We start from the raw sequence: 26,225 nt of genomic DNA on the forward strand, positions 1-26,225 counted from the left end.
TTACCCACAGCCCGGCGTCACCGGCAGCCACCGCACCGGACGCACCTCATCAATCAGCCGGTGTCTGGCGGCCAGTGTCCAGTAGTGCGTCAACCCTGCCAGATCGTCGGCTTCCAACCCGTAGTGGATGTTTTCTTCAAGATACGTCACCAGGGTTTCAACCGGCAGTCCCAGCCGGGGGGCATAACGCGCCGCCAGCGCCGGTCGGGCGCACAGACCGGCATCCCGTGCCGCGACGAAATCCAGCCCGGTCACGGCTTCCCGGGCGCTTTCCCGTACCGCCCAGATGGCAAACACGAAAGGGAGTCCCGTCAGGCGTCGCCATTCACCCGCCAGATCGAAAATGTGCAGACCGGTTCGGTCAAACGTCAGGGCCGGGTCGCCGATGATGACGGCGGCATCCGCCTCCGACAGCATGTGCGGCACGTCCGGCGGTGCGGGATGGAAAGCAACTTCGCGGCGATAAAACTCGGCAAACAGAATCCTGATGAGTGAAACCGACGTGCGCGACGAGGTATCGAGCGCCACGGTTCTGATTTCCGGGAGCGGCTTTTTGGCCGCCATGACGACACTGCGCACCATGTGTTTCGAGCCAATAGCCACGCCGGGCACGGCCAGCAGACCCGGAATGCGCTGATATTCAATGGCCGGTATCAGGGCGGCGGCGACATCACCCTGCCGCAGCAGTTCCGCACAACGCGCCGGCGCGGCATCGGTGATCAGACGGCATCGCTGGCGCTGCTCACCGGTCAGAAAATCCTCCATGAGCACTGCTGAGTTGAGGTAATCCGACGCCGCAATGGTCGGCAGCTCCACAGCCACGGCGGTTCACCACTTCCCTTCGCGCTTCAGCTTCTGAATCTTGCGCCGGATGAGTTCGCGGCGCAGCAACCCGGCCTTCTCGATGAAGAGTTCACCCTGAAGATGGTCATACTCGTGGAGCACACAGCGGGCTTCGAGGTCGAGAAAGTCCCCCTCGAACCATTCGCCCTTGACGTTCTGGGCCCGTACGATAACCCGCGCCGGACGCTCTACTTCAAAGTAAATCCCCGGAAAGCTGAGACAACCTTCATCTCCGACCTGTGTGCCTTCGGTCTGGAGAATTTCCGGGTTGATGAAGACAAACTGCCGGTTTTTTTCCTTGCTACAGTCCATGACGAACAGGCGCCTGGAGACGCCCACCTGGGGCGCGGCCAGTCCGACTCCTGGCGCGTCGTACATCGTCTCAAACATATCGGCGACGAGCTGTTCCAACGCCGCATCGAATTCGGTCACGGGTGAGGCCTTTTCCGTCAGCACCTTGGCGCCATACTTGACGATTTCACGTTTCATGCCCTTTATCCATCTCCGTTGATGGTCGCTTGCCGGAGGTAGCATAGCACCGGAAAGGCCGGGCGTCGCAGCCGGTTTGCCGTGCCGGTTTCAGCGTAAACCTTGCATCCGGCAAAACGACAAGCTCCCGGACGACCGGACATGGTAGTGTCGGCTGCCTTATGGCTACGGCGACTTCCCTTTCCGCACCGGCTTCCACGGCCCACACCGGCAGTTTTGCCAATCCCAGAGCGCTCAGCCTCGCCTGTCTGGCGCACTTCGTCAACGACGCCTATTCGAGCTTTATTTTTCCGCTGCTGCCCCTGATGACGGCGCAGTTGCACCTGTCGGCCGCCCAGGCCTTCTGGCTCATTCCGGTCTATGCGTTGTTCTCGAACTTTCTTCAGCCGGTCTATGGGATGCTCTCTGACCGCTGGTCGCGGCGGAGTTTTGCTCTGGCCGGCCCCCTGCTGGCGGCGCTGTTTTTGTCAGCCATCGGCTACGCGGGCAGTTACGGCTGGCTCATGGTCGTCCTGATTATGGGCGGCATGGGTGTGGGAATGTTCCACCCGCAGGGTGCAGCCATGGCGGCGGTTGCCAGCGGCCAGCGCCGCCGACTCGGCATGGCACTCTTTTCAGCCGCCGGTACGCTGGGGGTGGCGTTTGGGCCGCTCGTCGTGACCCAGACCATCACCCACTTCAGCCTGGGGAGCACGTTGTATCTGGCGCTGGCCGGTATCGCAGCCATGGTCGGGCTGTTCTTCTGGCTGCCGCCCCTGCCGGCCCCCAAGCGGCTGGCGGCTGAAACGACGACGGAAACCGGTCCGGGTCTGGTTCAGGCGCTTCAGCTTGCCAGTGTGCCGCTTCTGGCGCTGTATGCCATTACGGTCGTGCGCGCTGCCACGCAAATGCTCATCAACGCCTACTACCCCTTCATCCTGCAGGCGCAAGGGGCCTCGCTGACCCACATTGGCAACGCACTCACTGTCTTTCTCCTGGCTGGCGGCATCGGCGGGCTGGCCGGCGGCTTTCTGGCCGAACGGTTCGGCGGACGCGCCGTTACCGTGCTTTCCGGCCTCACCTCCGGCCCTCTGCTCGCCGCGGCCTTTCTCGTCCCGCCCCACTGGACACTTCCGTGGCTGGTCTGTGGCGGCTTTGCCCTTGGGGCCACGATTCCCGTCAACGTCGCCATGGCGCAGGAACTTGTCCCGCAGCGGACGGCCACCGTATCGGCGCTGATGATGGGCTTTGCGTGGGGCGTCGGTTCGCTGGCCCCGCGCGCCTTCGAGCCGCTGACACCGTTTATCGGCGGCTATCACGGAGCCATTATCGGACTGGCGCTCGGCACGACGCTCAGCACCATCCTTGTCCTCTGGCTGCCACGGGAGGCCCGGCGCCCGCTGCTGCGTCTCTCATGGCGCCTGCCGCACCGGTTTACTCCGACACAGCCGGATTCATCACTCGCCCCATAAACAGCGTCGCACCGCTGCGGTTGTCCCGGATGACAAACAGAAACGGATGGTCCGCCCGAAACACCACCGGGCGCGGCGGTTCGGCACCGATGGACGTTATCCGCATGCCGACGCCCGTGGCGGCGGCGGCTTCCGTACCTTCCTCGTTGACCTCGACGAACGCCTTGTGGGCAATGGCGTCAATGAAAAGTTTGGCCTGCCGGGTCATCGCCGAGAAATCAGCGCCTTCCGTAAACGCCAGGGTCATTCCCAGCGCCTTCATGTCATCTGTCAGGTGTTCCAGCCGCAGCGTCAGTTTGAAGCGCGGCACACTGACCTGCACCTCGCGCGCAATGGCTTTTTCGACGACTTCCTGAAGCTGGGCGGCGGTGAGTCCCTTTTCCAGCGCCGGCAGGCCATCCGTGGCATTCGGCAGCAGGATGACCATGGAGAGTTCGTTGCCGCGATAGGGCAACGTCAACGCCTGGAACGTGCCGCCGTCAAAATGGGCGTAGCGCCCGGTGCGGTTCATCATCGCCACCGTGACCGTCCCTCCGCGTGCCAGGCGGAACTGGTCCCGTTCGTTTGTGGCGTCGCGGTCAAAGGCCTCAGCCCAGTTGCCCTTGAAGTAAATGGCATTGGTCAGCACCAGCCGCGTCATGGGCGTGATGAAGCCCGGCGGAAGCAGGTCGGGAATCCGGCGGTTGGTCTTTGTGGAAACCCAGTCGTTGATTCGGCTGCGCGTACCTTCCGGGTTGCCCCGAAAATCAACTTCCTCCAGCCCGGCCCCATAGTGCTGCCGGGTGGCCGAAAGGAAATCCGGCTCGAAACCCAACCCGCGCTGTCCCCACAGCGCATTGGCTACAGCCAGCGTGTAGGGCGCGTTGGGCGTATTGATGAGCCGGTCCTGGGCGGCAAAAGCGGCGTGGGGAATGCCATCGGGAAACTGAAGTGCAACCTGCATTTCCGCCAGTGTTGCGCCCCGCGCACCGAGCGCCGTCATCGCCAGGGCGGAACTGATGCTGTAGGGCGAAAAAAACAGATTGCCGTCCGTTTGACGGCTGAGCCGTTGGTGCAGGGTCACAGCAAAGCGGTTGACCCCGGCAGCGGCATCGCGGGGAGCAGTAGCGGTGTTCATACGTGGCTCCTTGGAAACAGGGGAAGTCGTGGCCGGTGTCCCGGACGCCGGGCGCGAAGCCGGGCGGCGTTTGCGCTTCTGGGCTGAAGCATCATCATGGCTTGCCAGCAGCCACAGCGCCACCAGACACAGGCTGAAGATACGGATGGGCATCGTCATTGAGAAAGTTCCTCCGAAGTCAGTGGGCGTCAGCCGTCAGTGAGGTCGGCGCATGGACGCCTTCACACCGCATCCGGTTCCCCAAGCGACTTGTCCGGCGTCGGCGCGGCTGAAAGCGTCGTCAGCGGCGAGAGTCCCATCAGCACCAGCCAGCCGGCCGCCACCAGAAACGCCGATGCACCCGTGGCCAGAACCGTCACCGTCGGGGTCCAGCCCCACACATCGAGCGCCCGTCCCATCAGCCACAGGAAACCCGCCATGGCAAACGTCAGCGCGCCAAACTCGAAGGCAAACACACGCCCGCGCAGTTCGTCCGGGACGAGCCGTTGCAGCAGCGTCGTGCTGACCACCCAGAGCAGACTGCCACAGATGGTGATGAGGACCGTTGCCACGACAACCATCCACAAATGGACAGACCCGGCCCAGAACCCAAAGAACACGCCCCGCAGCACAAAGAGCCAGAAAATGCTCCACGCAATGTTGAGGCGCTGGCGCAGAAACCAGCCGGCGGTCAGCGCGCCGACCAGCGCCCCAAGGCCGTGCGCGCCGTTGAGAATCCCCACGGACAACGCCCCATCGCGGCCCACCGGAAACACCGTCTGCCCATACACCACGGCCAGCAACCACACCCCGCTTCCCGCAATGGAGATTCCGGTTTTGACGAGCGCCACGGCCAGCGTCACCGGATGCGCCAGCAGGTACTTGATAGCCACCCAGAAACCCGTATCGGGCGGCGCATCCAGGGACACAGGCTTCGGCGGCGCATCCCGCAAACCGAGCAGGATGACAAACGAAACCAGGAAGGAAGCGGCATCCACGATGAAGGCCGCCGTCAGACCAAACGCATTGACCACGACACCGCCCAGAAAACCACCCAACCCAAGCGTCAACGACCAGGTCAGACTCGTCAACTGGTTGGCCGTGATGAGTTCCTCCGGCTGCGCCACTGATGGAATCAGCGCCTGCCGCGCCGGCTCGAAAAAGGCCGCCAGGGAAAACTGAAGCGCCGACAGGACGTACACCAGCCAGAGCCGTTCGGGGCGGTCAACGAGCAGAAACCCGGGAACAATGACGGCGCGCAGCAGGTCGGCGGCCATCATGACATACCGCCGGTTGAACCGGTCGGCCACCATGCCGGCCACCGGACTCCAGAGGGGGAACGGAAGCAGCTCAATGGCGATGATGAGCGCCGCCATTTCCGCACCGCCGCCATACTGCCGCGCAAGCTGCATGAGCGCCGCATAGTTGAGCCAGTCACCCAGCTCACTGACAAGCTGCGCTGCCCAAACCCGCCGGAAGCGCGGATTCTGCCGCAAAAGCCCGATGTAGCCGATGGTCGTCATGCCTGGGATGCTTCCTAAGCCCTTTGTGCGCCGGATGCAAGCTGACCTGCCCGTGCACAACAACCGGATTGCCCCAGGACGATTGCCTGCCAGTGCTATGGCTCCGCCAGCCCGGTCATTCGTAGCGCAGGGCTTCCACCGGATCGAGCCGCATGGCACGCCAGGCCGGATACAGGGCGCCGGCCGCGCCACTCAGCACCGCGACAGCCGCCACGATGACGAACCACACCGGCTCGAACTCGATGGTGCGAAACGCCGTGAAGCTCACAATCCACCAGCGGCCCAGATAGGCCAGTCCAATGCCCAGCAACACCCCGGCGCTGCTCAGAAGCAGGGCTTCCTGCTCAATGGCCAGCAGAATGAAGGCGTCCGTAGCGCCCAGGGACTTGAGAATGCCGATCTCACGGGTGCGCTCGACCACCGAGGTGTACATCGTCAGCGACACAATGAGCAGGCTGATCATCAGCGCCAGCCCGATGACGACCCGGAGAAAGGTATCCAGCGCCGGGAGTCCGCGGGCATACAGCCCTGGCAGGTCGCGGACAAAGACGAGCTGATCGGTTGGGAACGCCTCCCGCAGGCGTTTGGCGACGGCTTCCTGCTGGCTGGCTTCCGCACACTGGACAAACACCATCGAACAGCGTCCCGGCGCGGCAAGCATCGTCTGGAGGGTTTCCAGCGGCGCTTTGAGGCGGGCCCCGCTTGGCGGGTCATAGATGCCCACGACCGTAAACACATGTCTGGAGAGCGTCACCTGCGCCCCGAGCTGGAAGTCACGGCTGCGCGCCTGCTCCCGGTCAATCACCAACTCATCAGGTCCCTGCGGCGCACGTCCGGCCACAATCTGAATGCCGCTCATGGCCGCGTAGTCCGCCCATGGCACGCCTTCGAGCAGCCGAAACCCAATGCCGCTGTCTGACGGCAACGCATACTGAATGACCGGCACAGCAGCCCGTACGCCGGGGATGGCCGCAATACGCGGCAGCCGCTCCAGCGGATAGGCCGGCTGATTTGACACCACGCCCCCGCCAAACGAACCGGACGGCCGCAGCATGATGTGCGCTCCAACCCGTGCTTCGCGCTCGGCGCGTTCGGCAATGACGCCATGCGCCAGCCCGGTCGTCAGCAGTACCAGCACCGCGCCGACGGCGACGCCGAAAGCCGTGGCCAGCGAGCGTGCCGGACGATGACAAAGATTGGCCCACGCAAGTGATGGCATGTGTTGCAAACGTTTCTCCTTCGTTGGCGTGCCGTTCCGGCCCGCTTACAACCGTGGTCACGGGCAACGGCGCGTGGCCGAAAAGCCAGTCCTTTGCCGCCAGACTGCCTTGCAGGAGGATACCGAATCGGTCACATTCCAGACATCGCAAGCCATGGTGAGCTGGTTCCACCGCCCCGCACCGGCCACATTTTCAGCCTTTGTATCCGAATAGCTCCATGAACCGCGACCGATTCCTGACACAGCTTGCCATCGTCCTGCTTTCCCTGGGAACGGCCCTGTGGATGAAACCACTTGGCTCCACCCTCTGGTCAGCCGTTCTTGGAGCCGGGCTGGGCAGCGCGGTTGTCGCCCTTGAACACTACCTGCGGTCACGTCCCATCACGACCCTGATTGGCGGCACACTCGGACTGTTTACCGGACTGGCGGCCGCCGTCCTCGTCGGCCTCGTTCTCAGCCTTCAGCCGGGCATCCCGGACGCCCCCAAGACCTACCTGGTTCTGACCGCCCTGCTGGCACTGGGTTATCTGGGTATGGTTCGCGGCAGCGCCAGTGATCGCTGGTGGGAGCTGTTTGGCACTGCTGCCAAAAGCCCCGGCAGCGCCGACAACCGCCCGCTCAATCTCGTCCTCGATACGAGCGTCATCATTGACGGGCGCATTGCCGACATCGCCGAAACCGGCTTTCTGAGCGAGCGCCTCATCATTCCGCAGTTCGTCCTGCGCGAGTTGCAGCACGTGGCCGACAGCCCGGAAACCACCAAGCGCAACCGTGGACGGCGGGGACTCGACATCCTGCAACGCCTCCAGAAAAACAAAAAGCTCGACACCATCATCACCGACATGGACTTCCCCAACATTCGGGAAGTTGACCTCAAGCTCATCGAGCTGGCCAAGCAGCTTGGGGCCAAAATCGTCACCAATGATTTCAACCTCAACAAGGTGGCACAGTTGCGCGGCGTTCTGGTGCTCAACATCAACGAACTCGCCAACGCCCTGCGCCCGGTCGTCCTGCCCGGCGAAACCATGCAGGTGTTCATCCTGAAAGAAGGCAAGGAATACAACCAGGGCGTGGCTTACCTTGACGACGGGACGATGGTCGTCGTGGACAATGCGCGCCGGCAGATTGGCCGGGCGGTGGACATCAGCGTGACGAGCGTGCTGCAAACCACAGCCGGCAAGATGATTTTTGGCAAACTCATCGAGGAAACGACGCCACGCCTGGCCTCTGACCGCCCGCCCGGAGACCGCTCCGAGCGCCCCGAACGCCCACGGACGCTCAGCGCTCCCACCTCGACACCGCCGACCGGCACCCCCGTGACGCCAACACCACCGGAGATGCCGGAAGTCAAGCTTTCTCAGCCGTGACCAGATAGCCGGTCAGCAACGAGGACGTGAAGGTAAACTCGAAGTCTTCCGGCACGACGCGCGTCCAGAGCAGTCGCCAGAATGCCCGGTTCAGGCGCGGGCGCAGGCCGCGAAACCGTAGGTGATGCAGTCCGGCCGCCTGGCAATACCGGGCCATCTCCCGTGGCGTGATGAACAGGCGGAGCACGTGCATATTGGGCGGCACATTCGGCACGAACCACTCCACGCCCTTGATGACCACCAGCCAGCTCAGCCAGTTCCGGTTGAAGGTTGAAGCGAAAAACAGCCCGCCCGGCCGCAGCACCCGCGCCGCTTCCCGAATGACCCCGGCCGGGTCCTCGACGTGTTCGAGAAAGTCCATAGCGCACACGGCCGAAAACGAAACCTCCGGGTAGGGCAACTTCAGGGCATCCCCGACCTCGTAGTGCACGCTGTGCGTCGTGTCGTGGCTTTGCGCCACGCTCAGGCTTTCTGCGGATTGATCCAGACCGGTGACGGCAAAACCGGCCCGGGCCAGTTCATTCGACAGAAAGCCCCCGCCACAGCCAATGTCCAGCACGGCCGCGCCGGCGCCGCACCGGGCGGCAATTTCCGTGGCAATCCACGGGTTGCGCAGGCGTCCTTCGGCGCGCAGCAGCGCCACGGGATCATCCTGGGCCGTGTACCACCGTTCGCCCAGTTCGTCATAGAGTGCGTTGTTGACCGGCGTCATTCCGGCAGACATCCCTTCCGCCCTCTCCAGAGATTCCAGTACAGCAGTTGGTAGCACCCGAAAGCCGTCACGATGACAAACGTTCCAACGAGAACGTCACGCCATGCGCCAGCCCCCTGCGGCATATCCATCCAGATGAGTGCCGCCGCCGCCAGCGTCAATGGATGAAGCAGGAACAGCAGGGCGTGTAACCAGTGCTCGCCGGCAGAGCAGGCCCGGGCGTGAACGAACTCGTCCTTGGTTACAAACAGCATGGAAAACACCGCGCAGCCGGCATACCACGCCAGAGCCGTCGGCGAATAAGGCACCCACAGCACGATGGCGTAGCAGACCAGGACGGTCAGCGTATCGAGCGGATGCCCCAGCCGTTCCCACCGGCCCAACCCACGTCGCCGGTGAAACCAGAACTCATCCCAGAGCATGGCCCCACCCTGTACGAGAAACGGTGCCATCAACCACCCGTGGGCCATCGTCAATGCATCACCTCCCTGGCTTCCTTGCATCAGCGCCGGCTTCCGTCGGCCGCTGCGGGTCTGAACAGAGACGTTTGATCAGCAGGTTGCCACACAGCGTCAGACCGGGACCGAAGGCCAGACTGACCACCAGCGTCCCATCGGCAACGGTGTCATCGGCCAGCATCTCCGCCCAGACGTAGGGCAGCGTAGCCGAGGACATATTCCCGTATGCCCGCAGCACGCGCCGGCTGGCTTCCACCTGGGCGTCTTCGAGTTCGAGCGCCGCCTGAACCTGCTCGATGATTTTCGGCCCGCCGGGATGAATAGCAAACCGGGCCCGGCGCACATCGGCTTCGGTGCAGCCCGCCTTCGCTGCCAGGTACGCCACAAAACCGGGCAGCGCCTGCGCCAGACGCTGCGGCACATCCCGCGCCAGCGTCATGTGAAACCCCCAGTCAGCGCACTGCCAGGTCATGGCTTCGGCTGAATCCGGCAGCAGTTGTTCCCACGTCGCCACCAGCTCAAAGTGCGGACGCTCCGGCGCCTGGGTTGCGACCGTGTAGCGCGCGAAACCGTCGGCAAACAAACTCTGGATGACAAGCTGCTCCGGGTCGTGGAGCGCCGGGTTGAGGTGCAGCGTACACAGCTCCGTGTGCACGACATCCGCCCGCCCTGCCGCACCGTCGGCAAGCAGAAACCCGACCGCCTGCCGAATCGCCGGAAAGGCCGCATAGCAGCCCATGTGGTAGGCATGGGTCACAACGGTCGTCAGCCAGCCTTTGGACGCCACGAGACGCTGGGCGGCGCTGGGTGCGACGTAGCCCGTACATGTGACGTGAATGAGATGCTCCGGCGCAACGGCTTCATCGGCATAGAGACTGGCGAACACTTGGGAGGTGACTTCGGCAAAACAGTCCATCCGTGCCGCCAGCCCCCGTCCTTCGGGATGGTCGGTCAGGTTGAAAATCCGCATCCGCGCCCAGTCCTGGTGGGTGAAATCTTCGAGCGCGTGGAATCGCCGGGCAATGCGCTCCGGGTCGCAACCAAAGCGGTCGAACGCGCGGCGCAGACGGGCGGCTGCCAGCGCCTGTTCGCTCCCGGTCTGGGCAGCGGCATGCGCGTGGGCAAGCCAGTCATGAATGGCGGACTGCGGCGTGACATACGCCGGCAGCAGACACTGAAACGTGTGCAGAACGATTGGCATCAGGTCATTCCCATCGGCGTTTTGCAGCCGAAGCTCCACCGCGCAAGGCCGGCGGACAGCCACGGCCCGCTGCCGATGAGGGCGTTACCAGCCCGTAAGAACGGAAGTACATCGGGCGGCGACACGTCACGACCGGGTATCGGGCGTGGGCACTTCGTCGCCGGCAGTTGTGGAGGGAGTTTCATCTTCGGATTCATCATCCCCGGCAACCCGCTCGCGGACGCGCCTGGCCAGTTCCCGGACGCCCCCCTGCTTGCGTACGATCAGCGCCGCTGCGGCCTTGGCAGCTTCCTGGGCGGCCTTTTCGGCCGTTTCCAGGTCGCCTGCTTCCATAACGACGCGCATCAGCTCATCTGACTGCTCCAGCATCCGGCGCAGGTCGGTCGTGTTTTTCTCAAGGGCAAGTTTTTTGGCATCAACTGGATTGACCGGCATTGTCGTCCCTCTCCGAAATCATCAGCGTTGTGTGTGCCCTGGCGCGCTCAGGCGGGGAAGCACGGCGATGATAGCGCATCCCGCCACAGGATTCAGCCCGATATGCGGGAAGCTGCCGCGTGAAATGCCCGCCGCACATCCTGCAAGCTGGCCCGGTAAGGAAAGGTACGGTTGGTCAGCAGGATATAGACCCGCTCGGTCTGGGGGTCGCACCAGAGACTTGTGCCGGTAAAGCCAAGGTGGCCAAAGGCGGTCGGCGACAGCCCGACGCCGGTTGCGTTCGGTGAACCGGCCAACATCCACCCAAACGAGCGGGCTTCGGCTTTCCCCGGCGTCAGGTTGGTCGAAAACCACTGGCAGGTTTCCGGGCGCAGCAGAGGGCTTCCCGGCAGAAACACCCGCGCCAGCTTCCACACCTCCCCGGCCGTTGCAAACAGCCCGGCGTGACCGGCCACACCGCCAAGGAAATACGCATTGCCATCGTGGACTTCACCCTGAAGGCGCTGCGTACGCCAGCCGGCATATCCCCGCAGCCGCGCCTGCACCAGAGGATGGTTCTCTGCGGCGATGAGCTGTTCCACCATGCGGCGTTCGTGGGCGTTGCCGTCTTCGGTCGGGGCCGCTCGTTCCCGCCATTCCGGCGGCGGACAGAACCGGGTTGCCGTCAGTCCCAACGGCTGCGCCACGTGTGTCCCGAACAGAATGGCGAGCGGCTGTCCGGCCAGGTGTTCAAGCAGACGGCCCAGCACGATGTAGCCCAGGTCGCTATACACAACATTTTCGCCAGGTTTGGCAATCGGCGGCGTCTGCGCAATGACCGGCAGGACTTCATCCGGCGTCGCACACATGGCATAGAGCGGCCGCCAGGCCGGGAAACCGCCGGTGTGCGTCACGGCCTGTGCAACCGTGACGTGTCCATAGGGACTATCGCGCAATGCCGGCAGCCACTTGCCCAGGTGGTCGTCAGGCGCGCACCGCCCCTGCTCGATAAAGAGCGCCAGCAGCAGCGCCGTGACGAGAGGTTTTGTCAGTGAAGCCAGATCATAGAGCGTATCGAAGCCGGCCGGGCCGACTGCGCCATGCGCCACCATGGTTTCACGGCAGCCGACGAGCCAGACGGCGCTCTGGATTTCCCCGGCATCCAGGGCGGCTTCGAGCTGTTCCCGCAACACATCGCCCATTACTTCTTGTTGATGAGCTGGGTATGCAGCCCCGGACGCTGCGCGCGCTGAAGCCTGCGATACTCAGCCACGGCCACCTGATGCTCGGCTTCGTTGCGCGAGAAGCGATGTCGTCCGCCGGGGCCCAGCACGAAGTACAGATACTCCGTCTGCGCCGGCTGAAGGGCGGCCCGCAGCGATTTTTCACCCGGCGAGGCAATCGGCCCCGGCGGCAGCCCCGGAGAAAGGTAGGTGTTGTAGGGCGACAGCAGGCGGCGGTGCGCCGGGTTGTTGACGTTGTCATCCCACGTGCCGTTGAGCTTGGCGGCGTAGATGAACGTCGGGTCGCATTCCAGACGCATACCCTTGCGCAGCCGGTTGTGGAAGACACTCGCCACCAGCGGGCGTTCGGCATCGTCAGCGGCTTCCTTTTCGATCATGGAAGCCAGAGTGACAACTTCCCGCAGTGTCAGGCGGCGGGCTTCCGCCTGCTGGCGCAGTTCCGGCGTCCAGGCCCGGCGGAAACGGGCCACCGCCTCGGCCAGGATTTCGGCATTCGTCGCCCGTTTCGGAACAATGTAGGTATCCGGGAAAATGTACCCTTCAAGGCTGGTGGCCTGTGGGTCAAGGTCAGCAATCAGGCGCACGTCCAGCAGTGCCGGATCGAGCTTTCCGTTGGCGGGACGGTTTGGCAGCAGGTCGTTGACCTCGTAGATGGTCAACCCGGGCCGAAACATGATGCGGCGCGTGGCAACCGCGCCCCGGCGGATTTTTTCCAGTGCGGCCAGCGGAGCAATCGGCGATTCAAACTCGTAGTCTCCGGCCTGCAAACGGCGTCCGGCCGGGTTGAGCATCAGATAGACCAGTGCCGGGTAGCGGTTCGGGATGATGCCGCGCTCGTAGAGCAGTTCCACGACCTCGCGCGCGCCCATCCCCGGCTCGATGGTGATGAGTTCGTCGGCAGCCCGGTGACTGAACGGTACGTGCAGGCTCCGGTAGGACAGAAATCCCATCCCAACCGCAGCCAGAAGAGCGACTGTGACGACCGCAAACCAGGCGAGTCGGCGGCGTAGATGTGCCATGACGTATCCTGCTGGGGCAGATGATCAGACGCCCGTCACCATGCAAAAGACTGTGGGTGAGGCGGCGCGCCGCAGCACAGCATGACACGAAACACAGCCGGGAACAACCCGCTGTATCAATCCCAGTCTAAGCCTGAAAAAACCGGAGACCGTTCCGGCAGGAAGCAAAAAAGGCGGTCACGCCCGCATCAGAGCGTGACCGCCGGAAATCAGGTCAGGCTACCCCGACCAGGTTTGAAGCCTAGCGCCGCCGCCCGGGAGCCATCACAACCGGCGTCCGGGCAGGCGTCGTCGCTGTGGCATCCTCGCCAGACGCGGCCTTCGGCGTCACAGGCTCATCGCGGACAACCCGCGCCGTCAGCTTGCCGTCGGCGTCAGGTACCACGTCAATGACCATCGTCCGAATCACCTGCCGCTGCGTCTCAACGCTTTCCGTCGTTGAGACGGGGCCGACAATCGCCAGCACATTCACCAGCAGGCGAATCGGACCGGTCGAAGGCACCCGCACCCGGAAGAAGACACTCGTGGACTGCCCTGCCGCCAGCGGGCTAATCGGCACACCAGTGCCAACCGGCGGCTGCCCGTTGAGCGTGGTCTGGATGGAGCCAGCCTGCCCGCCAGTGTAGGCACACGGCCCGAAGTAGTCATCCGCCGACGCCAACCGGTGTGGATTGGGCGACGCCAAAATGACCGCGTTCGGATTGGTGAAGTCCGGGAAGCCCAGCCCTGTCACCTGAATGGCGATGTTGGAGAGAGGTGCTGCACCAATGTTGGTCAGCAGCCCAACCAGCGTCGCCTGCAACGGATAGCCGGGGCAGCCAAACAGCGCCGTGGTTGCCGACGGGTAAATCAGCATCTGCACCTGCGAGTTGACATTCGTCAGGCAGGCTGTGGTGAAGCAGTTGAGCGTGCCGGTCTGGATAGTAATGGACCAGCCACCGTTGATGTTGCCAGTATCACCACCGGCGAAGTCCTGCACGAACAGTTCCCACGTGCCGTTCACGCTTGCCCCGGACAACCCGTTGAAGATGTTCAGGTTGCTGTTGTAGGGCGGCGGTGGCAACGGCGCCGCGAAGGTCCGTGTCGCACTGTTGTTGTTCGGGCCATAGGTCCCACTGGGCGGGAAGCCGCTCGTTGGCAATGGCGGGAATGCTTGGTCAAACGTGTAGGTGCGGTTCGTCACACCACCAGACCCGCCAATGGCATTATTGAACAGCACACAAATCTGACCGCCCGGACCCCGCAGGGCTACACCCACGTCGTTGGGCCAGGTGTGGTTGAAGTCGTTGATCGTCACCGTCACCTTCGTAATCGGCGCTGTGATGCCACTCACGTTGATGGTGGACGGATAGGGTGCTGCTGGTCCTGACGTTCCCGAGGCTGGAATCGTGATCGGCGCCGGGTTGGAGAAGGTAAACGTGCCGCCCGGCGTCAACGGGCAACCCGTCGCCACTGTGTAGCTCGCTGTACTCGGACTCGGTCCGCCTGGCCCGAACGCCACCGACACGTTGATGGTGACGGTCGTCCCCGGCACAAAGGTCGGCAGGAGCTTGAAGGTCACGTTGCCGGTCGCGCTGCCGCCCGGCGCCAGCGGGCCAAGGTTGGCCGTGCTGCCGCTGACAATCGTCACCCCTGTCGTCGGTGAAGTGATGGTGGCAATGGCTGTCGTCGCCGTCGAGCCGCCCACGTTCGTCACGGTGATGGCCGATTGCAGGGTCTCGCAGGGTTCAAAGAAACCATCGCCGTCGCTGTTGAGCGTCCCCGGCAACTCGGTTGTGGTCTGACCCGTGAAGGTGACATTCGGAGCCGTCACGATACCGCAGCACTGGAAGCCGTCCTGCACGGTGAGCGTGTCAATTCGCCATCCGGGGGCACTAATAACCGTGTCACTCCCCATACGGAAGCGCAGAACAACGGTCCGTGGGCCGCTTCCCGGGAGGTTCACGGTTGTCGTAATGTAGCCACCGGAACTACCTATCCAGGCCTGCCGGTTGCCAATTGGATTGCTGCAACAGTTTGAAACCGTGCCGTTGTAGCCGCCGGTGACAAAGCTTCCGCCAGCCGCCAGAATGTCCTGGAACGGCCCACCGTTGATGCTGATTTCCAGCACCCCGCCGTCATAGTTGGGAGCTTCAAAGGAGAAGTTGTTACGGAAAGTCAACCGCGCCTGATTCGTCGTCAGGTTGATGGGTGGTGTATCCAGCCGCTTGTCGCTGACCACAGCCGGGTTGTCCACGAAAGCGCAGTTGGGGGCTGTGTCGGGTGTGACAGTCGATGTCACCCACAGAGGCGCCGGCCCCGAAGCATTCGTTGCCGTCCAGCCCGCCGGAAGCGCTGGCGGCGTGACCGTATCGAAGTTCTGCGTCAGAACGTTGTTCGGCGTCCCAATCTGGAACGAGAACGTCGCCGTTCCCAGACTGCCGCTGCCGTCGCTCAGGTTGAGTGTCATCGTCAGCGTCGTTCCGCACAGCCCGTTGACCGTGAAGGTGAAGGGCCGCGTCGCGCTGGCCCCAACCGGCAGCGTACCGTAGTTCTGCGGGTTCGTGCCGCCAATCGTGCCTACCCCACCACTGGGCGCCAGCGTGGCAATGAGGTTGCCATTGGTCGGGGCTGTACCGTCATTGCGCAGTGTGATGTTGTAGGTCACGGTCTCGTTCTGATCGGGTACACCATTGTTGGGTGCACAGCTTTCCGCCGTCAGGGTGGCGCTCACCCCGGTGATGACCGGAATTGTTGTCGCTGGCTGCCCGTTGTGCACCACCAGCGCAAAGTCCTGGTTGTTCCCGGAAACGGTCGGGTCCGCCTGGGCAATGATGTTTGCCGCCCGTACGCGAACAAGGAACGGCGTACCATCCGGGAAAGGTGGCAGGAAGACACTCTCGACGTTGTTGCGGAAATCAGCCGTCCCGCCCGTCACCGAGTTGGCGCCGCTGAAGACGTTCCCACGGTACAGGTTACCACCAATCGTGACTTCCAGATCGAGGTCGTTGAGATAGGCATTGCCTGTCGTCGGGCCCGGTGCGTCCGTCCATGCCAGCGTCACCCGGAATGGGGCCGTTCCGTTGACCACCTTCCCAGTAAACACCCGCTCCTGTCCCGTCGCGGTAAACCGGTCCGCCGGTACCTGGTCGCGGATGATCCGCTGCACGCCGTTGAACGCCGTGCCAAGGTTCATCATCCCCATCCCCTGGGAGTTCGACCACAGCGTATCGTTGGCGCCCACACCGGTCATATACCGCGCGCTGTTCATCAGGTAGGCCTTCACCATCGCCGGGCTGGGCGGGGCGCTGCCGGAAGGCGTCCGGTGTGCGCCAATGTAGGGCGGGTTGTTGATGAACTGCTGATAGACGAGCGCCGCCCCACCAGCCACGGCCGGGCAGGAATGGCTCGTCCCGGATGAGGTGGTGTACCACCGCTGCGCAGGTGAAAAGGGGAAAAAGTTGTTCGGACTGCCGGCCGTACCGCCACCTGGCAGCGCACAAACGCCATCAGCCCGGAAGTTCGGGTCAGCCGCCCCAAGGTTATCTGGCGGCGACACCGGGTCTGAACCGATGGCAACATAGGTCATCCCGGTGACGTGCGTCCCCGGTGCGACAATATCCGGCTTGCGCCGCCCGTCCTGGCACGGCCCGCGGCTTGAGAAACCAATCATGTCATTGGCGCTGTCGGCACCGGTATCCGGGATGCCACAGCCATCGTTCCCGGCGGCGTTGTTCCCACCGTTGGCCGTCGCGTGGGAATGCACGTTTTCGGCGGCGCCGACGGTGATGACGTTCTTCGCCGTACCCGGCGCGCCGACGGTCTGTGCGCCGGGACCGGAGTTGCCAGCTGCGAAGACCATCAGGAGCTGCTGGTTACCGGCCGTGCCCGTATCCGCATCGCGCGTCCGCGCGTCGTAGGTCTGTGAATTCAGGTTGTAGCCACCAGCCGTATTAGCGCCCCAGCTATTGCTGGTGATTCGGGCACCGTTGTTGTAGCCCGCCGCCAGCATGTTGTTGAAGTCGGGAAACCTGAAGTTTGGGTCGAAAATGACCGAGTTGGCCATCCGCACAAAGGGCGCCACGCCCAGCCCGTAGCGGAAGCCCTGCGGATCGCGGTGGACGCGCGTGCCACCCGGGTCAAAGCTGTCCGGCACAAACCCGCCCACGATGCTCATGTTGAGCTGCCCGTGACCGCTACGCCCTTCTCCCTGGTCAGGGCCTAGGCCTGGGACTTGCGTACTCCACACCCCTTTGTAGATGAACCGCGACGTGCTACCCAGGTCCCCGCCTTGCCACAGGCAGAAGTGCCGTGCCGGCACTGGACCGGCGTTGCTGTTGACCGGCACCGTGCCGGGGTCACCAGGGGGCAGATTCCGGTCGGCACCGTCGTCAACCACGTCCACGACAAACCCCGACGCATTGAACTGCGCCTGCATAAAGCCCCAGCTTGCCAGTAACGCGAGATAGTTGCCCTGATTTGGATTGTTGCCCGTGATGTTCCCGGCCACAATCATATTCTGCCGCTCGTCGAGCTTTTTGACTTCGACGTTCGGATGAATCGAGACCACATCGGGCCGGTTGGCCACATCCGCCAGGTAATCCGGCGACATCTTGATGAACAGGTTGACGTACGGCCCCCACGCCTGACTCCCGGCGATCTGCCGCGCCCCGATCTCCCGCAGCAACTCAAACGTTCCGCGATTCCCCTGCTGGTCGGCGAAAAGCTGCACCTGATATTCGCCGTTGGTGTCAATGTACTGCTTGCTGCCCGGAATCGCCGACGGGTGCACCTTGAACAACCCGTAAAACGGGCTGTCCCACTGCACCACTTGCGTTCGCTGCATCATGGCATTGAGTGCCGCAAAGCTCTTGGCGTTCCCGTACACCAGATAAGCGTTGCTGGGAACGGCCGTGACAATCTGCACCCCGGTCGCTTCCAGCATCCGTACCCAGGCCGGCTGGATGGGCCCGGCAAACTGCACCAGCCGCATCCCGACACCATCCACCAGTTCCTGCTGCCCGCGCAGTGACTGCGCTGCCGGCGAGGTCGTGTTGATTTCTACCGCGTTGAGATAGACATAGTTGAAGTCGTTGCGCTGGGTGACGCCCGGCGCATCGGCCAGTTGTGCCGCTTCCCGTTCGGAGACTTCCACAACCCGGAAGCCCTCGTACTCACTGATGACTTTGGCACTGCGCATGGCTTCCGGCATTGGCGCGTCTGACTCAATGCGCAGCTTGACCCGGTCGCCGGCTACCGAAAGCTCCCGGACATTGGACAGGTTGAACTTTCCGGCGGTCAATTGCGCCCGCCCGGCCGCGCGCGTCAGCGGCATGCGGAATGTGACCACAATGCCAGTCACCAAGACTGTAGCCGCCACAACCAGCGGCAGAAGGCGTCGCCAACCTGAGCGCCGACGTGGGCGTTCGGCTGGCGGAGAAGATGTGATGTCATTCATCTGTGTTTTCCCTCATGAGGCATTGTAAGCTCACGCCGCTGGCGGCGTGAGGGAGTGGATACAAACGGCTCTGGCACACTCCACAAGGGGCGGCCGCCCGATACACTGAGCATGGCAGAGACCGCACACAAAAAGCCGGCCTTCCAAAATGACCCGCGAGGCTGGATAAATTGCCGCGACAAGCCGTTTTCAAATGTGTGTGGCCTTGTTTACGCTTTGCGTGTGCCGCTTGTCAATGCCAAAACCGGCCGGACAGCTCGACCTGGCACGCGATATGCGAAGCACGAACACGACTGCGACGCCGGAAGACAAGCGGGTAAAAACACAGTAGGGGGGCAGCATCATCCAGCATGCGCATTGTCTTTATGGGCACGCCTGATCTGGCCGTCCCAACCCTGCGGCGGCTGCACCAGGACGGGCATGACCTTGTGGCCGTGGTTACACAGCCCGACCGCCCGGCCGGGCGCGGCCACCGCCTGCAACCTCCGCCTGTCAAAGTGGCGGCCCAGGAACTGGGCCTGCCGGTCTGGCAGCCAACCAAAATCAAAACGCCGGACTTCCACGCCAACCTCGCGGCGCTCGACGCCGACGTGGGCGTGGTTGTGGCTTATGGGCGGATTCTGCCGCCGCACCTGCTGGAAACCCCACGGCAGGGTTTTCTGAACGTCCACTTCTCGCTGCTTCCGAAGTATCGCGGCGCAGCCCCGGTCAACTGGGCCATTGCCCACGACGAAGCCCTGACCGGCGTCACTGTGATGTATATGGACGCCGGGCTGGACACCGGCGACATTGCCCTTCAGACCGAGTGCTGGATTGGGCGCGAAGAAACGGCCCCGGAACTGGGCGCGCGCCTGGCGCACCTTGGCGCAGAACTGCTCAGTGACGCACTGCGACAACTGGCAGAAGGCCAGCTTCCCCGGCGTCCCCAGGACGCGACGCAGGCAACCTACGCCCCGCTGCTCAAACGTGAAGACGGCTGGATTGACTGGTCCCTTCCGGCCACAGCCATTGCCGCGCGCATCCGGGCGTTCCAGCCTTTTCCCGGCAGTCACACGTACCTTGCCGGCCGCCGTGTCACCTTCTGGCGCGGGCAGTCTGTGCCACTGCCGGCCGGGGAAGCCGCCTCACCCGGTACGCTGCTGGCCGTCACGGATAACGCGCTGCTCATTACCTGTGGGCAGGGCACGGGCCTGTCCGCACAGGAACTTCAGCTTGAAGGCCGGGCGCGGGTTTCGGCGCGGGACTTCGCCAATGGGTTGCGATTGCAACCGGGGGCATGTTTCATGTCGCCGATGCCGGCCTCGCTGCGCACCGACTCTGAGTAACGCGCCAACCACCCCAAGCAATGTCTTCACCGCTAAGTTGGGATGCCTTTTGCACGCAGTTGCGCCCGACGTTCATCCCCCCTTTTGGCTGCCCGGAGTCGCTGGCCTTTGCCCTGCCCACGCTGGAGCATCTCCACTGGCTCGACCGCCAGGCCATCAAGCTCGCCGCGCGCCTCGACCGCCCAACCCGCCTCGTCCTTGACGACGACCCGCCGGCGCATCTGCGGGCGCGTTTGGAAGCCCAGTGCCTGACGCGCGCTGATGCGGCTCCCTACTTGGGGCAAGTCGTTCCCTATGCGCCCGGCTTCATTCTGCACTGGGTGCGGTGCGTCCTGCCTACAGCCCGGCTCGCGGCGCTGTGGCGGGATTACCAGACAAGCCTCGACCGGGCACACCGGATTCCCACCGGCAGCAGCTACGCCGAGCGTTTCCCTCACCTGCGGCTGGGGCTGATGCTGGGCGCGGACCTGTTCAACTGCGGCGAGTTTTATGCCGCCCACGAAGACTGGGAATCCCTCTGGATGCGCCTGCCGGAAGGCGGCGAAAAGCTGGTCATTCAGGGGCTCATCCAGCTCTGCGGCGTCCACATTCACCGCCTCAAAGGACGGGCCGAGCCAATGCAGGTGCTGTTTGATAAAGCGCGCCTCAACCTGGCCGAAGGCGGACAGGACACCCCCTGGCTGGACGTTGCGCAGCTTTTGCGCGAAACGGAAACCATCCTTCAGACCCCGCTCGCAGCTCCCATCCGCGCGCCGGAAATCCCGCTCGTCAACGAACACGCCGATGTCCCGTGCAAGCATCGGTAAATCTGGTCTATGCGGACGGTCATCCTGCTCATTCTCAGCAATCTGTTCATGACGGTGGCCTGGTACGGACACCTGCGCCACCGGGGTGTGACCCTGTGGAAGGTCATTCTCATCAGTTGGGGTATCGCGTTTTTTGAATACTGCCTGCAGGTGCCGGCCAACCGCTGGGGCTATGGGCAGTTCACGGCGTTCCAGCTCAAGATTCTGCAGGAAATCATCACGCTTCTGGTCTTTGTCGCCTTCGCCATCACCTACCTGCACGAGCCGCTGCGGTGGAACTATGCCGTGGCATTTCTCTTCATCCTCGCGGCCGTGTACTTTGCCTTTCTCCCGGCGTCATCCACACCGGCGCAGCCCTGACAGCACAGCCTGAAAAAGCGATGAAAGCAAAGCACGCAAGGCTGGTTGGCGGTTGGCTTCGGGGCTTCCTGCTGGTAAGCCTCGTGCTGGGCCACATGGCGCTGGTGTACTCTGCGCCAGTGTTTCAGACCATTCCACGCGAAAGCGTCCGCTGGCATTACGAGCGGGCGCTGGTGCTCGACGCCCAGGGGCACACCGGACGGGCCATCGCGGCACTCTACCGCGCGCTCGATTCCGCCGAAGAACAGCGCCATGCGCTTGAAGTCACCATCAAGGCAAAACTGACGGAAACCGACCGTGTGGCGTTGGAACAACTGGAGCGTACGGCCCGCGACCGCCGCCTGGCCGGTTCATCCCGGCAGCAGCAGACGCAGGTGGAGCTGGCCCGGGCCTTTGACCAACTGGCCGCCCGCCATCTTTCAGCCGACGATCTGGGCCTCTGGCAGACGCTTGCCTTACAGGTCACAGAGTGCCGCTATTTTCTGGCCTCGCTCTACTGGCGTAGCGAGCGCACGGCTGATGCCATCATGACACTGGTTCAGGTGATGGACGTGCCGGGGATGCCGGAGCACATCCTGGCGCGCCTGTTGCTTGCGCGGGCCTACGGACAGCTCGGCGCGTGGGAGTATGCCCAGCCCCATCTGGAACGGCTGGCGGCGCTGACCGATTTCCAGGACGCGGCGGCCCGGCGTGCGCTGGAACGCCTCCGCAAAGCCAAAGCCCAGCCAAAGAGCAGCGATCTGTCGTCGGCCCGTGCCGACCTGCACACCGTGGTCACGGCCATTGAGCAGGCTTTCGTGGCCAGCCCGGCCGCCTACCGCGCGTTGACCCTGGGCCGTCACCTGCACGACCCGCTGGCCTATCTGGAGCTGGCGCATCTGTGCGAGGAGGAAGACACCCCGGAGGAACTGCGCGCCACCCTGCAGGAAGGGATTCGCGTGCGGGGCAACTTCTTCCCGGTTGCCTGGCTGGCACTTGGAGCGGAAGAAGAAGAGCGAGCGGCGGAACTCGAAGCGGCCGGCAAGGCGGCCGAGGCCCGGCAAGCCTGCCAGCGTGCCGCCGAGGCCTTTGCCACGGCGTTCGAGCAGCTTCAGCAGCTTGATTTTCAGCCGTTCCGCGATTTTGACCCGGAACGACTCACCACCCTGCGCCGGAAACTGGCGCAACATCGGGAACAGCCGTAGCTCTTTCCAGCACAAACAAGTCCTTTCCGCCGGGCACAAAAGGCACGTCAAATCCTGTCCGGCAGACAAAAAAGCGGTCACGCCCGCATCAGAGCGTGACCGCCGGAAATCAGGTCAGGCTACCCCGACCAGGTTTGAAGCCTAGCGCCGCCGTCCGGGAGCCGCCACAACCGGCGTCCGGGCAGGCGTCGTCGCCGTGGCGTCCTCGCCAGACGCGGCCTTCGGCGTCACAGGCTCATCGCGGACAACCCGCGCCGTCAGCTTGCCGTCGGCGTCAGGTACCACGTCAATGACCATCGTCCGAATCACCTGCCGCTGCGTCTCAACGCTTTCCGTCGTTGAGACGGGGCCGACAATCGCCAGCACATTCACCAGCAGGCGAATCGGACCGGTCGAAGGCACCCGCACCCGGAAGAAGACACTCGTGGACTGCCCTGCCGCCAGCGGGCTAATCGGCACACCAGTGCCAACCGGCGGCTGCCCGTTGAGCGTGGTCTGGATGGAGCCAGCCTGCCCGCCAGTGTAGGCACACGGCCCGAAGTAGTCATCCGCCGACGCCAACCGGTGTGGATTGGGCGACGCCAGAATGACGGCGTTCGGATTGGTGAAGTTCGGGAAGCCCAGCCCTGTCACCTGAATGGCGATGTTGGAGAGAGGTGCTGCACCAATGTTGGTCAGCAGCCCAACCAGCGTCGCCTGCAACGGATAGCCGGGGCAGCCAAACAGCGCCGTGGTTGCCGACGGGTAAATCAGCATCTGCACCTGCGAGTTGACGTTCGTTGGTGTTTGAATCACCACCCGCTTCGGGTCGTGGTCAGACAAGCGCCTGGGTGACAACGGATTGTTGCGGTCCACTTCCGGGAAATCCGCGTTGACCCGCGCCGTTTCAGAGAAGGCAATCCCCGCCAGATTCGGCGTCACTGCCACCTGGTCTAGCGTCTGGGCACTGCCGTCAAACAGGAAGGAATAGTTCGACGAGTTCACCGCCGTCCCTGTCAGGCTCACCAGCGGCGGCGTCGGTGGATTCCACGCGGCCGTCGGTGCCAGCACGACCCGGGTATCATTTGCGCCGCTGGTCGGCGGCGTCGGCGCATTGCCCAGAATCGTGTTGTAGATGTCCGCGTAACCGTCGTTGAACTGGAAGCCGTTGAAGTCGCCGATGACCACCATGCGCTCATTCGGATTCAGTATCTGTCGCTGGCGAATGAGGTTAGCGACGAACTCGGCCTGCAACTGCCGCTTGTGGCGTACCCGGTAGCCCTCATTCGGATAGCCGTTGACGGGAGAACCGCCGGTGTCAATGTTTCTCAGTGAACGCTGGTGCAGGTTGATGACCGTAAACGCAAAGCCCCCCAGCGCCCCTCGCAAGATGACCGGCGGACGGTCGTTGAGAATCGCCGTCGAACTGTCCGGCCGCACATACGTATCGGCCGCCCCCACCTGCGTCACACTGCTGACGGTGATGCGGTTGGTGTTGACCAGATAGGCTACCGCAATCCCGCCCACGTCATTGGTCGGGAAGATGTACCCCACGTAAAACGGCAGCGCCGGGTTGCTGTTTGTGGGATTGCTGTTGTCCGTGTTGAGCCGCGCCGCCATGTCGTTGATGACAACGGTCAGGTTGTCCGTCGGCGCTTCCACTTCCTGCAACCCAATCACATCCGGGTTGCGCAGAATGTTCCGCACCTGAAGCGAAAACTTGCTGAGGCGATTGCTGTACGCCGTCGGCGTCAATACCGGTTCGCTCCGCCCCGGATCATTGCGGTCATCAAAAAACCGCTCCAGGTTCATCGAGGCAATTGTCAAGTCGGTCGGCGGACGTACCGCCAGCGGAATCGCTTCACCCACACCCGGCGCACCACTGTTGGAAAACACCGGCGGATTGGCTGCCTCCGGCAAAATCGTAAACGTGCGGAAGCTATAGTCCAGCGCCCCAACCAGATTCGTCACAATGGCCGGATAGGGCGTACTTGGGTCAAAATCCCCCGACGGCACGTTGAGCGCCGTCGTGCCGGGTTGCGCCGTGCTGTCCACCCGCAGCAACTCCGGGTTGGCATCCCAGCGCGGCACGTTGACCGGCGGCGGCAACGTCCCCGTCACTCCGCCATTGGGAACAGTGTCCGGGAAGCGGATGCCCGGCTCACGAAACGGACGGTCGGCGCAAAAGCCGCTGCCGCACACCTCCGCCACAACGCCAAAAAACCGCCCGTTCGTCGTTGATGTGGCATTCGTTTCATTGATGAAACCGCCGGTGGGCGACACCACCGCCAGATGCTGCACTGCCACCCGCATCCCCTCAAACCGCTCGTAGCGCAACGGCAGGGTCGGCTCCAGTGGCGACGGCGTGCTGGCAATGGCCGGAGTGATGACCGTCGGTGCCGGCAAGGGAACACTGCACGCCAGCCGGGCAATCGTCAGTGACCCCGAAAGCTGCGTCACCGACGGCTGCTGCGGGTCAGCCGCGGGGACAAACTCATTGACCGTACCCCGTACCCGCACCAGGTTCCCAATCTGCACCGGCGGCGTGCTGCCCGTGAACACAAACAGCCCTTCGGACGTGTTCGGATTGCCGTCATCGAGCGCAGAGCCGTCCGGCGTCTGGATGAAAAACCCGTTGCTGCGCAGCCCATACACTACGCCTTCGGTCGTCTGCACCGTGCTGACCAGCGGCGAGGTGTTGCCTGTCCCCTGAATCTGGTTGATGGGCGTGACCGGTGTTGCCGCCACGACGTTGACCGTCATCGTGCAATCGGCGGTTTGGGGCGGGGTGTCGTTGTTGGACCAGCGGACAACAACGCTGTAGCTCCCAACTGGCACGGTGTTGGCAATCTGCAGGGTGGCCGTGGCTGTGCCGCCGACGCCGGTTGCCGGAACAAAGTCCACAATGGAGAAGCCAGCCGTGGGTGGCGTGACACTGAAGACGACGGCGCTGTTGACGATGCTGTCGCTATCTGTGGCGCTCAAGCCGCAGGCAACAGCAGTCGTTCCCTGAAACGCCGCCACCGTCCCCGGACACGACGGCACAATCGGTGCGGTTGGCGGCGGACCGCCGCCGGTCAGCGTGAAGTTGTCAATGCCGAAGCTGTCACGGCTGCCGGAGCCGGTTGAAGCACTCAGCGCCACGATGCGGAAGAAGACACTGGGCTGGTTGCTCACCTCGGCCGACTGCGTTGGCGACAGCGTCACAGAGATGTTGGTGTTGCCCCACGTGCCGGGGTCAGTGTAGGTAGCGAGCGTCACGAAGGACGTTGGGTTTGCGCCGACGCCATATTGCAGCGTCCAGGTCGTACTGCGCGTCTGAACGCTCAGCATCTGGGCATCGAAGCTGATGGCGGTGATGGTCTCCCCGGTTGTATTCCGCTGGTAGGTAAAAGCCGCGCCGGGGTCGCCGAACGTTCCGGTCTGCCGGATGCCCAGCGCCCGGTCCGGGGCGCTGTTTTGGGTCGCGTCGGGCGTTGAGGCATTGAAACCGGCGTTGTTGGCCGAGGCAAAGTTTTTGAAGGCCCCGCTGGTGTTTCCCCAAGGTATGGAAGCGGTTGAAAATGAAACCGGCGTGCCAAGTGAGGATGCTGTCGCGCCGGTGTTCACCGTCCAGCCGGATGGCAGACCGCTGCCGATGCCGTCAAAGGTTTCGACATAGGGGATCATCGTCGTGGCCGGGACGGCCGGCGCCGCTGTGGAAGGACGGGCGGCGGTGTTGGCGCTCATCGGCCGCGACCACGGCCCATACACCGCGAGCAGCGCACAGGCCATACCAATCACGAACACTGACGCCACATAGCGCCAGCGCGTCCGATTCATCGTAATGTGCATATTGACTTCAACTCCTGAGTCGGTACTGCACGGCTAACGGGTATCTACGCCGCAGGCAGCCGGGCAGTGGAAGAGAAAGTTCATTGAGGACAACTGGACATTGTGTAGAGTGTCCCAACCTTATGCCCGCTGTGTAAACGACACGTTACCGGCAGAGCGGTTTTTTTCAGTGTTTGTGCGCTGGTGCCCGCAGTGCTTCTCCACAGCTTTTCGTCCACAGAGGGCATTCACACCCCCTCTGAAAAGCACATTGGGTGGCAGGGA

19 protein-coding genes are annotated in these 26,225 nt (G+C 63.4%); 6 read left to right on the plus strand and 13 right to left on the minus strand.

The genetic code is table 11. From position 1 onward, the window contains the following. Nucleotides 1–822: a menaquinone biosynthetic enzyme MqnA/MqnD family protein gene (locus CABTHER_RS15750; protein WP_014099988.1), complete on the minus strand. Its 822-nt coding sequence runs from the start codon at nt 820–822 to the stop codon at nt 1–3. Nucleotides 823–828: 6 nt separating this feature from the next. Beyond that, nucleotides 829–1,332, minus strand: coding sequence for a peptide deformylase (gene def / locus CABTHER_RS07390; protein WP_014099989.1), 504 nt, complete (start codon nt 1,330–1,332; stop codon nt 829–831). A gap of 161 nt (nt 1,333–1,493) precedes the next feature. Here def and CABTHER_RS07395 point away from each other — a divergent pair, with 161 nt between their 5' ends. Then, complete coding sequence (locus CABTHER_RS07395; protein ID WP_014099990.1) at nt 1,494–2,783, plus strand: MFS transporter; 1,290 nt, start codon at nt 1,494–1,496, stop codon at nt 2,781–2,783. Here CABTHER_RS07395 and CABTHER_RS07400 read toward each other — a convergent pair. From CABTHER_RS07400 to CABTHER_RS07410, 3 genes are all read right to left on the minus strand, one after another. After that, the gene (locus tag CABTHER_RS07400; RefSeq protein WP_014099991.1) at nt 2,746–4,059 is read right to left on the minus strand and encodes a serpin family protein; all 1,314 of its coding nucleotides are present in this window, start codon (nt 4,057–4,059) and stop codon (nt 2,746–2,748) included. The genes CABTHER_RS07395 and CABTHER_RS07400 overlap by 38 nt on opposite strands. Before the next feature lie 62 nt (nt 4,060–4,121). Beyond that, complete coding sequence (locus tag CABTHER_RS07405; protein WP_014099992.1) at nt 4,122–5,402, minus strand: MFS transporter; 1,281 nt, start codon at nt 5,400–5,402, stop codon at nt 4,122–4,124. Nucleotides 5,403–5,517: 115 nt separating this feature from the next. Then, entirely contained in the window at nt 5,518–6,621 is a 1,104-nt protein-coding gene (locus tag CABTHER_RS07410) for an ABC transporter permease (protein WP_014099993.1), read from the minus strand. Between the two features lie 218 nt (nt 6,622–6,839). Here CABTHER_RS07410 and CABTHER_RS07420 point away from each other — a divergent pair, with 218 nt between their 5' ends. Next, nucleotides 6,840–7,988 carry a PIN/TRAM domain-containing protein gene (locus CABTHER_RS07420; protein WP_014099995.1) on the plus strand — a complete coding sequence of 383 codons (1,149 nt, stop codon included), beginning with the start codon at nt 6,840–6,842 and terminating at the stop codon, nt 7,986–7,988. Here the strand turns inward: CABTHER_RS07420 and ubiG are convergent. The 7 genes from ubiG to CABTHER_RS07455 all read right to left on the minus strand — a co-directional run bounded on the left by ubiG (nt 7,969) and on the right by CABTHER_RS07455 (nt 18,473). Next, on the minus strand, nt 7,969–8,712 hold the full coding sequence (ubiG, locus tag CABTHER_RS07425; RefSeq protein ID WP_148263978.1) for a bifunctional 2-polyprenyl-6-hydroxyphenol methylase/3-demethylubiquinol 3-O-methyltransferase UbiG: 744 nt from the start codon (nt 8,710–8,712) through the stop codon (nt 7,969–7,971). The two genes, CABTHER_RS07420 and ubiG, sit on opposite strands and share 20 nt — an antisense overlap. Further along, nucleotides 8,697–9,170 (minus strand): hypothetical protein, encoded by a 474-nt coding sequence (locus CABTHER_RS15755; protein ID WP_014099997.1) that lies wholly within the window; start codon nt 9,168–9,170, stop codon nt 8,697–8,699. Before CABTHER_RS15755 ends, ubiG begins: the two co-directional genes overlap by 16 nt. 10 nt (nt 9,171–9,180) lie before the next feature. After that, nucleotides 9,181–10,359, minus strand: a complete 1,179-nt coding sequence (locus CABTHER_RS07435; RefSeq protein WP_148263979.1) for a 3-oxoacyl-[acyl-carrier-protein] synthase III C-terminal domain-containing protein — start codon at nt 10,357–10,359, stop codon at nt 9,181–9,183. A gap of 126 nt (nt 10,360–10,485) precedes the next feature. Further along, a complete protein-coding gene (locus CABTHER_RS07440) occupies nt 10,486–10,794 on the minus strand; it encodes a hypothetical protein (RefSeq protein WP_014099999.1) in 309 nt (102 codons plus the stop codon). A 92-nt stretch (nt 10,795–10,886) separates the two neighbouring features. Beyond that, nucleotides 10,887–11,975, minus strand: coding sequence for a serine hydrolase domain-containing protein (locus CABTHER_RS07445; RefSeq protein ID WP_014100000.1), 1,089 nt, complete (start codon nt 11,973–11,975; stop codon nt 10,887–10,889). Beyond that, nucleotides 11,975–13,036: an endolytic transglycosylase MltG gene (mltG, locus tag CABTHER_RS07450; protein ID WP_049787481.1), complete on the minus strand. Its 1,062-nt coding sequence runs from the start codon at nt 13,034–13,036 to the stop codon at nt 11,975–11,977. Before mltG ends, CABTHER_RS07445 begins: the two co-directional genes overlap by 1 nt. Before the next feature lie 241 nt (nt 13,037–13,277). Then, entirely contained in the window at nt 13,278–18,473 is a 5,196-nt protein-coding gene (locus CABTHER_RS07455; protein ID WP_014100002.1) for a S8 family serine peptidase, read from the minus strand. A 350-nt stretch (nt 18,474–18,823) separates the two neighbouring features. Between CABTHER_RS07455 and fmt the strand changes: the two genes are divergently transcribed. The 4 genes from fmt to CABTHER_RS07475 are packed head-to-tail and all read left to right on the plus strand — an operon-like array spanning nt 18,824 to nt 22,148. Beyond that, a complete protein-coding gene (fmt, locus tag CABTHER_RS07460) occupies nt 18,824–19,798 on the plus strand; it encodes a methionyl-tRNA formyltransferase (RefSeq protein ID WP_014100003.1) in 975 nt (324 codons plus the stop codon). Between the two features lie 20 nt (nt 19,799–19,818). After that, a complete protein-coding gene (locus tag CABTHER_RS07465) occupies nt 19,819–20,604 on the plus strand; it encodes a DUF309 domain-containing protein (protein ID WP_081464781.1) in 786 nt (261 codons plus the stop codon). Nucleotides 20,605–20,613: 9 nt separating this feature from the next. Next, entirely contained in the window at nt 20,614–20,964 is a 351-nt protein-coding gene (locus tag CABTHER_RS07470; RefSeq protein WP_014100005.1) for a DMT family protein, read from the plus strand. A 20-nt stretch (nt 20,965–20,984) separates the two neighbouring features. After that, nucleotides 20,985–22,148 (plus strand): tetratricopeptide repeat protein, encoded by a 1,164-nt coding sequence (locus tag CABTHER_RS07475; protein WP_014100006.1) that lies wholly within the window; start codon nt 20,985–20,987, stop codon nt 22,146–22,148. Nucleotides 22,149–22,289: 141 nt separating this feature from the next. Here the strand turns inward: CABTHER_RS07475 and CABTHER_RS15760 are convergent, their stop codons facing one another. Beyond that, nucleotides 22,290–25,961 carry an endonuclease/exonuclease/phosphatase family protein gene (locus CABTHER_RS15760; RefSeq protein ID WP_014100007.1) on the minus strand — a complete coding sequence of 1,224 codons (3,672 nt, stop codon included), beginning with the start codon at nt 25,959–25,961 and terminating at the stop codon, nt 22,290–22,292. Nucleotides 25,962–26,225 lie beyond the last annotated feature (264 nt).

It is taken from the genome of Chloracidobacterium thermophilum B, from assembly GCF_000226295.1.
Lineage (GTDB): Bacteria > Acidobacteriota > Blastocatellia > Chloracidobacteriales > Chloracidobacteriaceae > Chloracidobacterium > Chloracidobacterium thermophilum.

Excerpts from the sequence above, each read along its gene's own strand:
- CABTHER_RS07405 (WP_014099992.1), bottom strand. The coding sequence starts at position 5,402 with ATGACGACCATCGGCTACATCGGGCTTTTGCGGCAGAATCCGCGCTTC.
- CABTHER_RS07435 (WP_148263979.1), bottom strand. The coding sequence starts at position 10,359 with ATGCCAATCGTTCTGCACACGTTTCAGTGTCTGCTGCCGGCGTATGTC.
- CABTHER_RS15760 (WP_014100007.1), bottom strand. The coding sequence starts at position 25,961 with ATGCACATTACGATGAATCGGACGCGCTGGCGCTATGTGGCGTCAGTG.
- mltG (WP_049787481.1), bottom strand. The coding sequence starts at position 13,036 with ATGGCACATCTACGCCGCCGACTCGCCTGGTTTGCGGTCGTCACAGTC.
- CABTHER_RS07455 (WP_014100002.1), bottom strand. The coding sequence starts at position 18,473 with ATGAATGACATCACATCTTCTCCGCCAGCCGAACGCCCACGTCGGCGC.
- ubiG (WP_148263978.1), bottom strand. The coding sequence starts at position 8,712 with ATGTCTGCCGGAATGACGCCGGTCAACAACGCACTCTATGACGAACTG.
- CABTHER_RS07395 (WP_014099990.1), top strand. The coding sequence starts at position 1,494 with ATGGCTACGGCGACTTCCCTTTCCGCACCGGCTTCCACGGCCCACACC.
- CABTHER_RS07465 (WP_081464781.1), top strand. The coding sequence starts at position 19,819 with ATGTCTTCACCGCTAAGTTGGGATGCCTTTTGCACGCAGTTGCGCCCG.
- CABTHER_RS07410 (WP_014099993.1), bottom strand. The coding sequence starts at position 6,621 with ATGCCATCACTTGCGTGGGCCAATCTTTGTCATCGTCCGGCACGCTCG.
- CABTHER_RS07400 (WP_014099991.1), bottom strand. The coding sequence starts at position 4,059 with ATGACGATGCCCATCCGTATCTTCAGCCTGTGTCTGGTGGCGCTGTGG.
- fmt (WP_014100003.1), top strand. The coding sequence starts at position 18,824 with ATGCGCATTGTCTTTATGGGCACGCCTGATCTGGCCGTCCCAACCCTG.
- CABTHER_RS07470 (WP_014100005.1), top strand. The coding sequence starts at position 20,614 with ATGCGGACGGTCATCCTGCTCATTCTCAGCAATCTGTTCATGACGGTG.
- CABTHER_RS07475 (WP_014100006.1), top strand. The coding sequence starts at position 20,985 with ATGAAAGCAAAGCACGCAAGGCTGGTTGGCGGTTGGCTTCGGGGCTTC.
- CABTHER_RS07445 (WP_014100000.1), bottom strand. The coding sequence starts at position 11,975 with ATGGGCGATGTGTTGCGGGAACAGCTCGAAGCCGCCCTGGATGCCGGG.
- CABTHER_RS07440 (WP_014099999.1), bottom strand. The coding sequence starts at position 10,794 with ATGCCGGTCAATCCAGTTGATGCCAAAAAACTTGCCCTTGAGAAAAAC.
- def (WP_014099989.1), bottom strand. The coding sequence starts at position 1,332 with ATGAAACGTGAAATCGTCAAGTATGGCGCCAAGGTGCTGACGGAAAAG.
- CABTHER_RS07420 (WP_014099995.1), top strand. The coding sequence starts at position 6,840 with ATGAACCGCGACCGATTCCTGACACAGCTTGCCATCGTCCTGCTTTCC.
- CABTHER_RS15755 (WP_014099997.1), bottom strand. The coding sequence starts at position 9,170 with ATGGCCCACGGGTGGTTGATGGCACCGTTTCTCGTACAGGGTGGGGCC.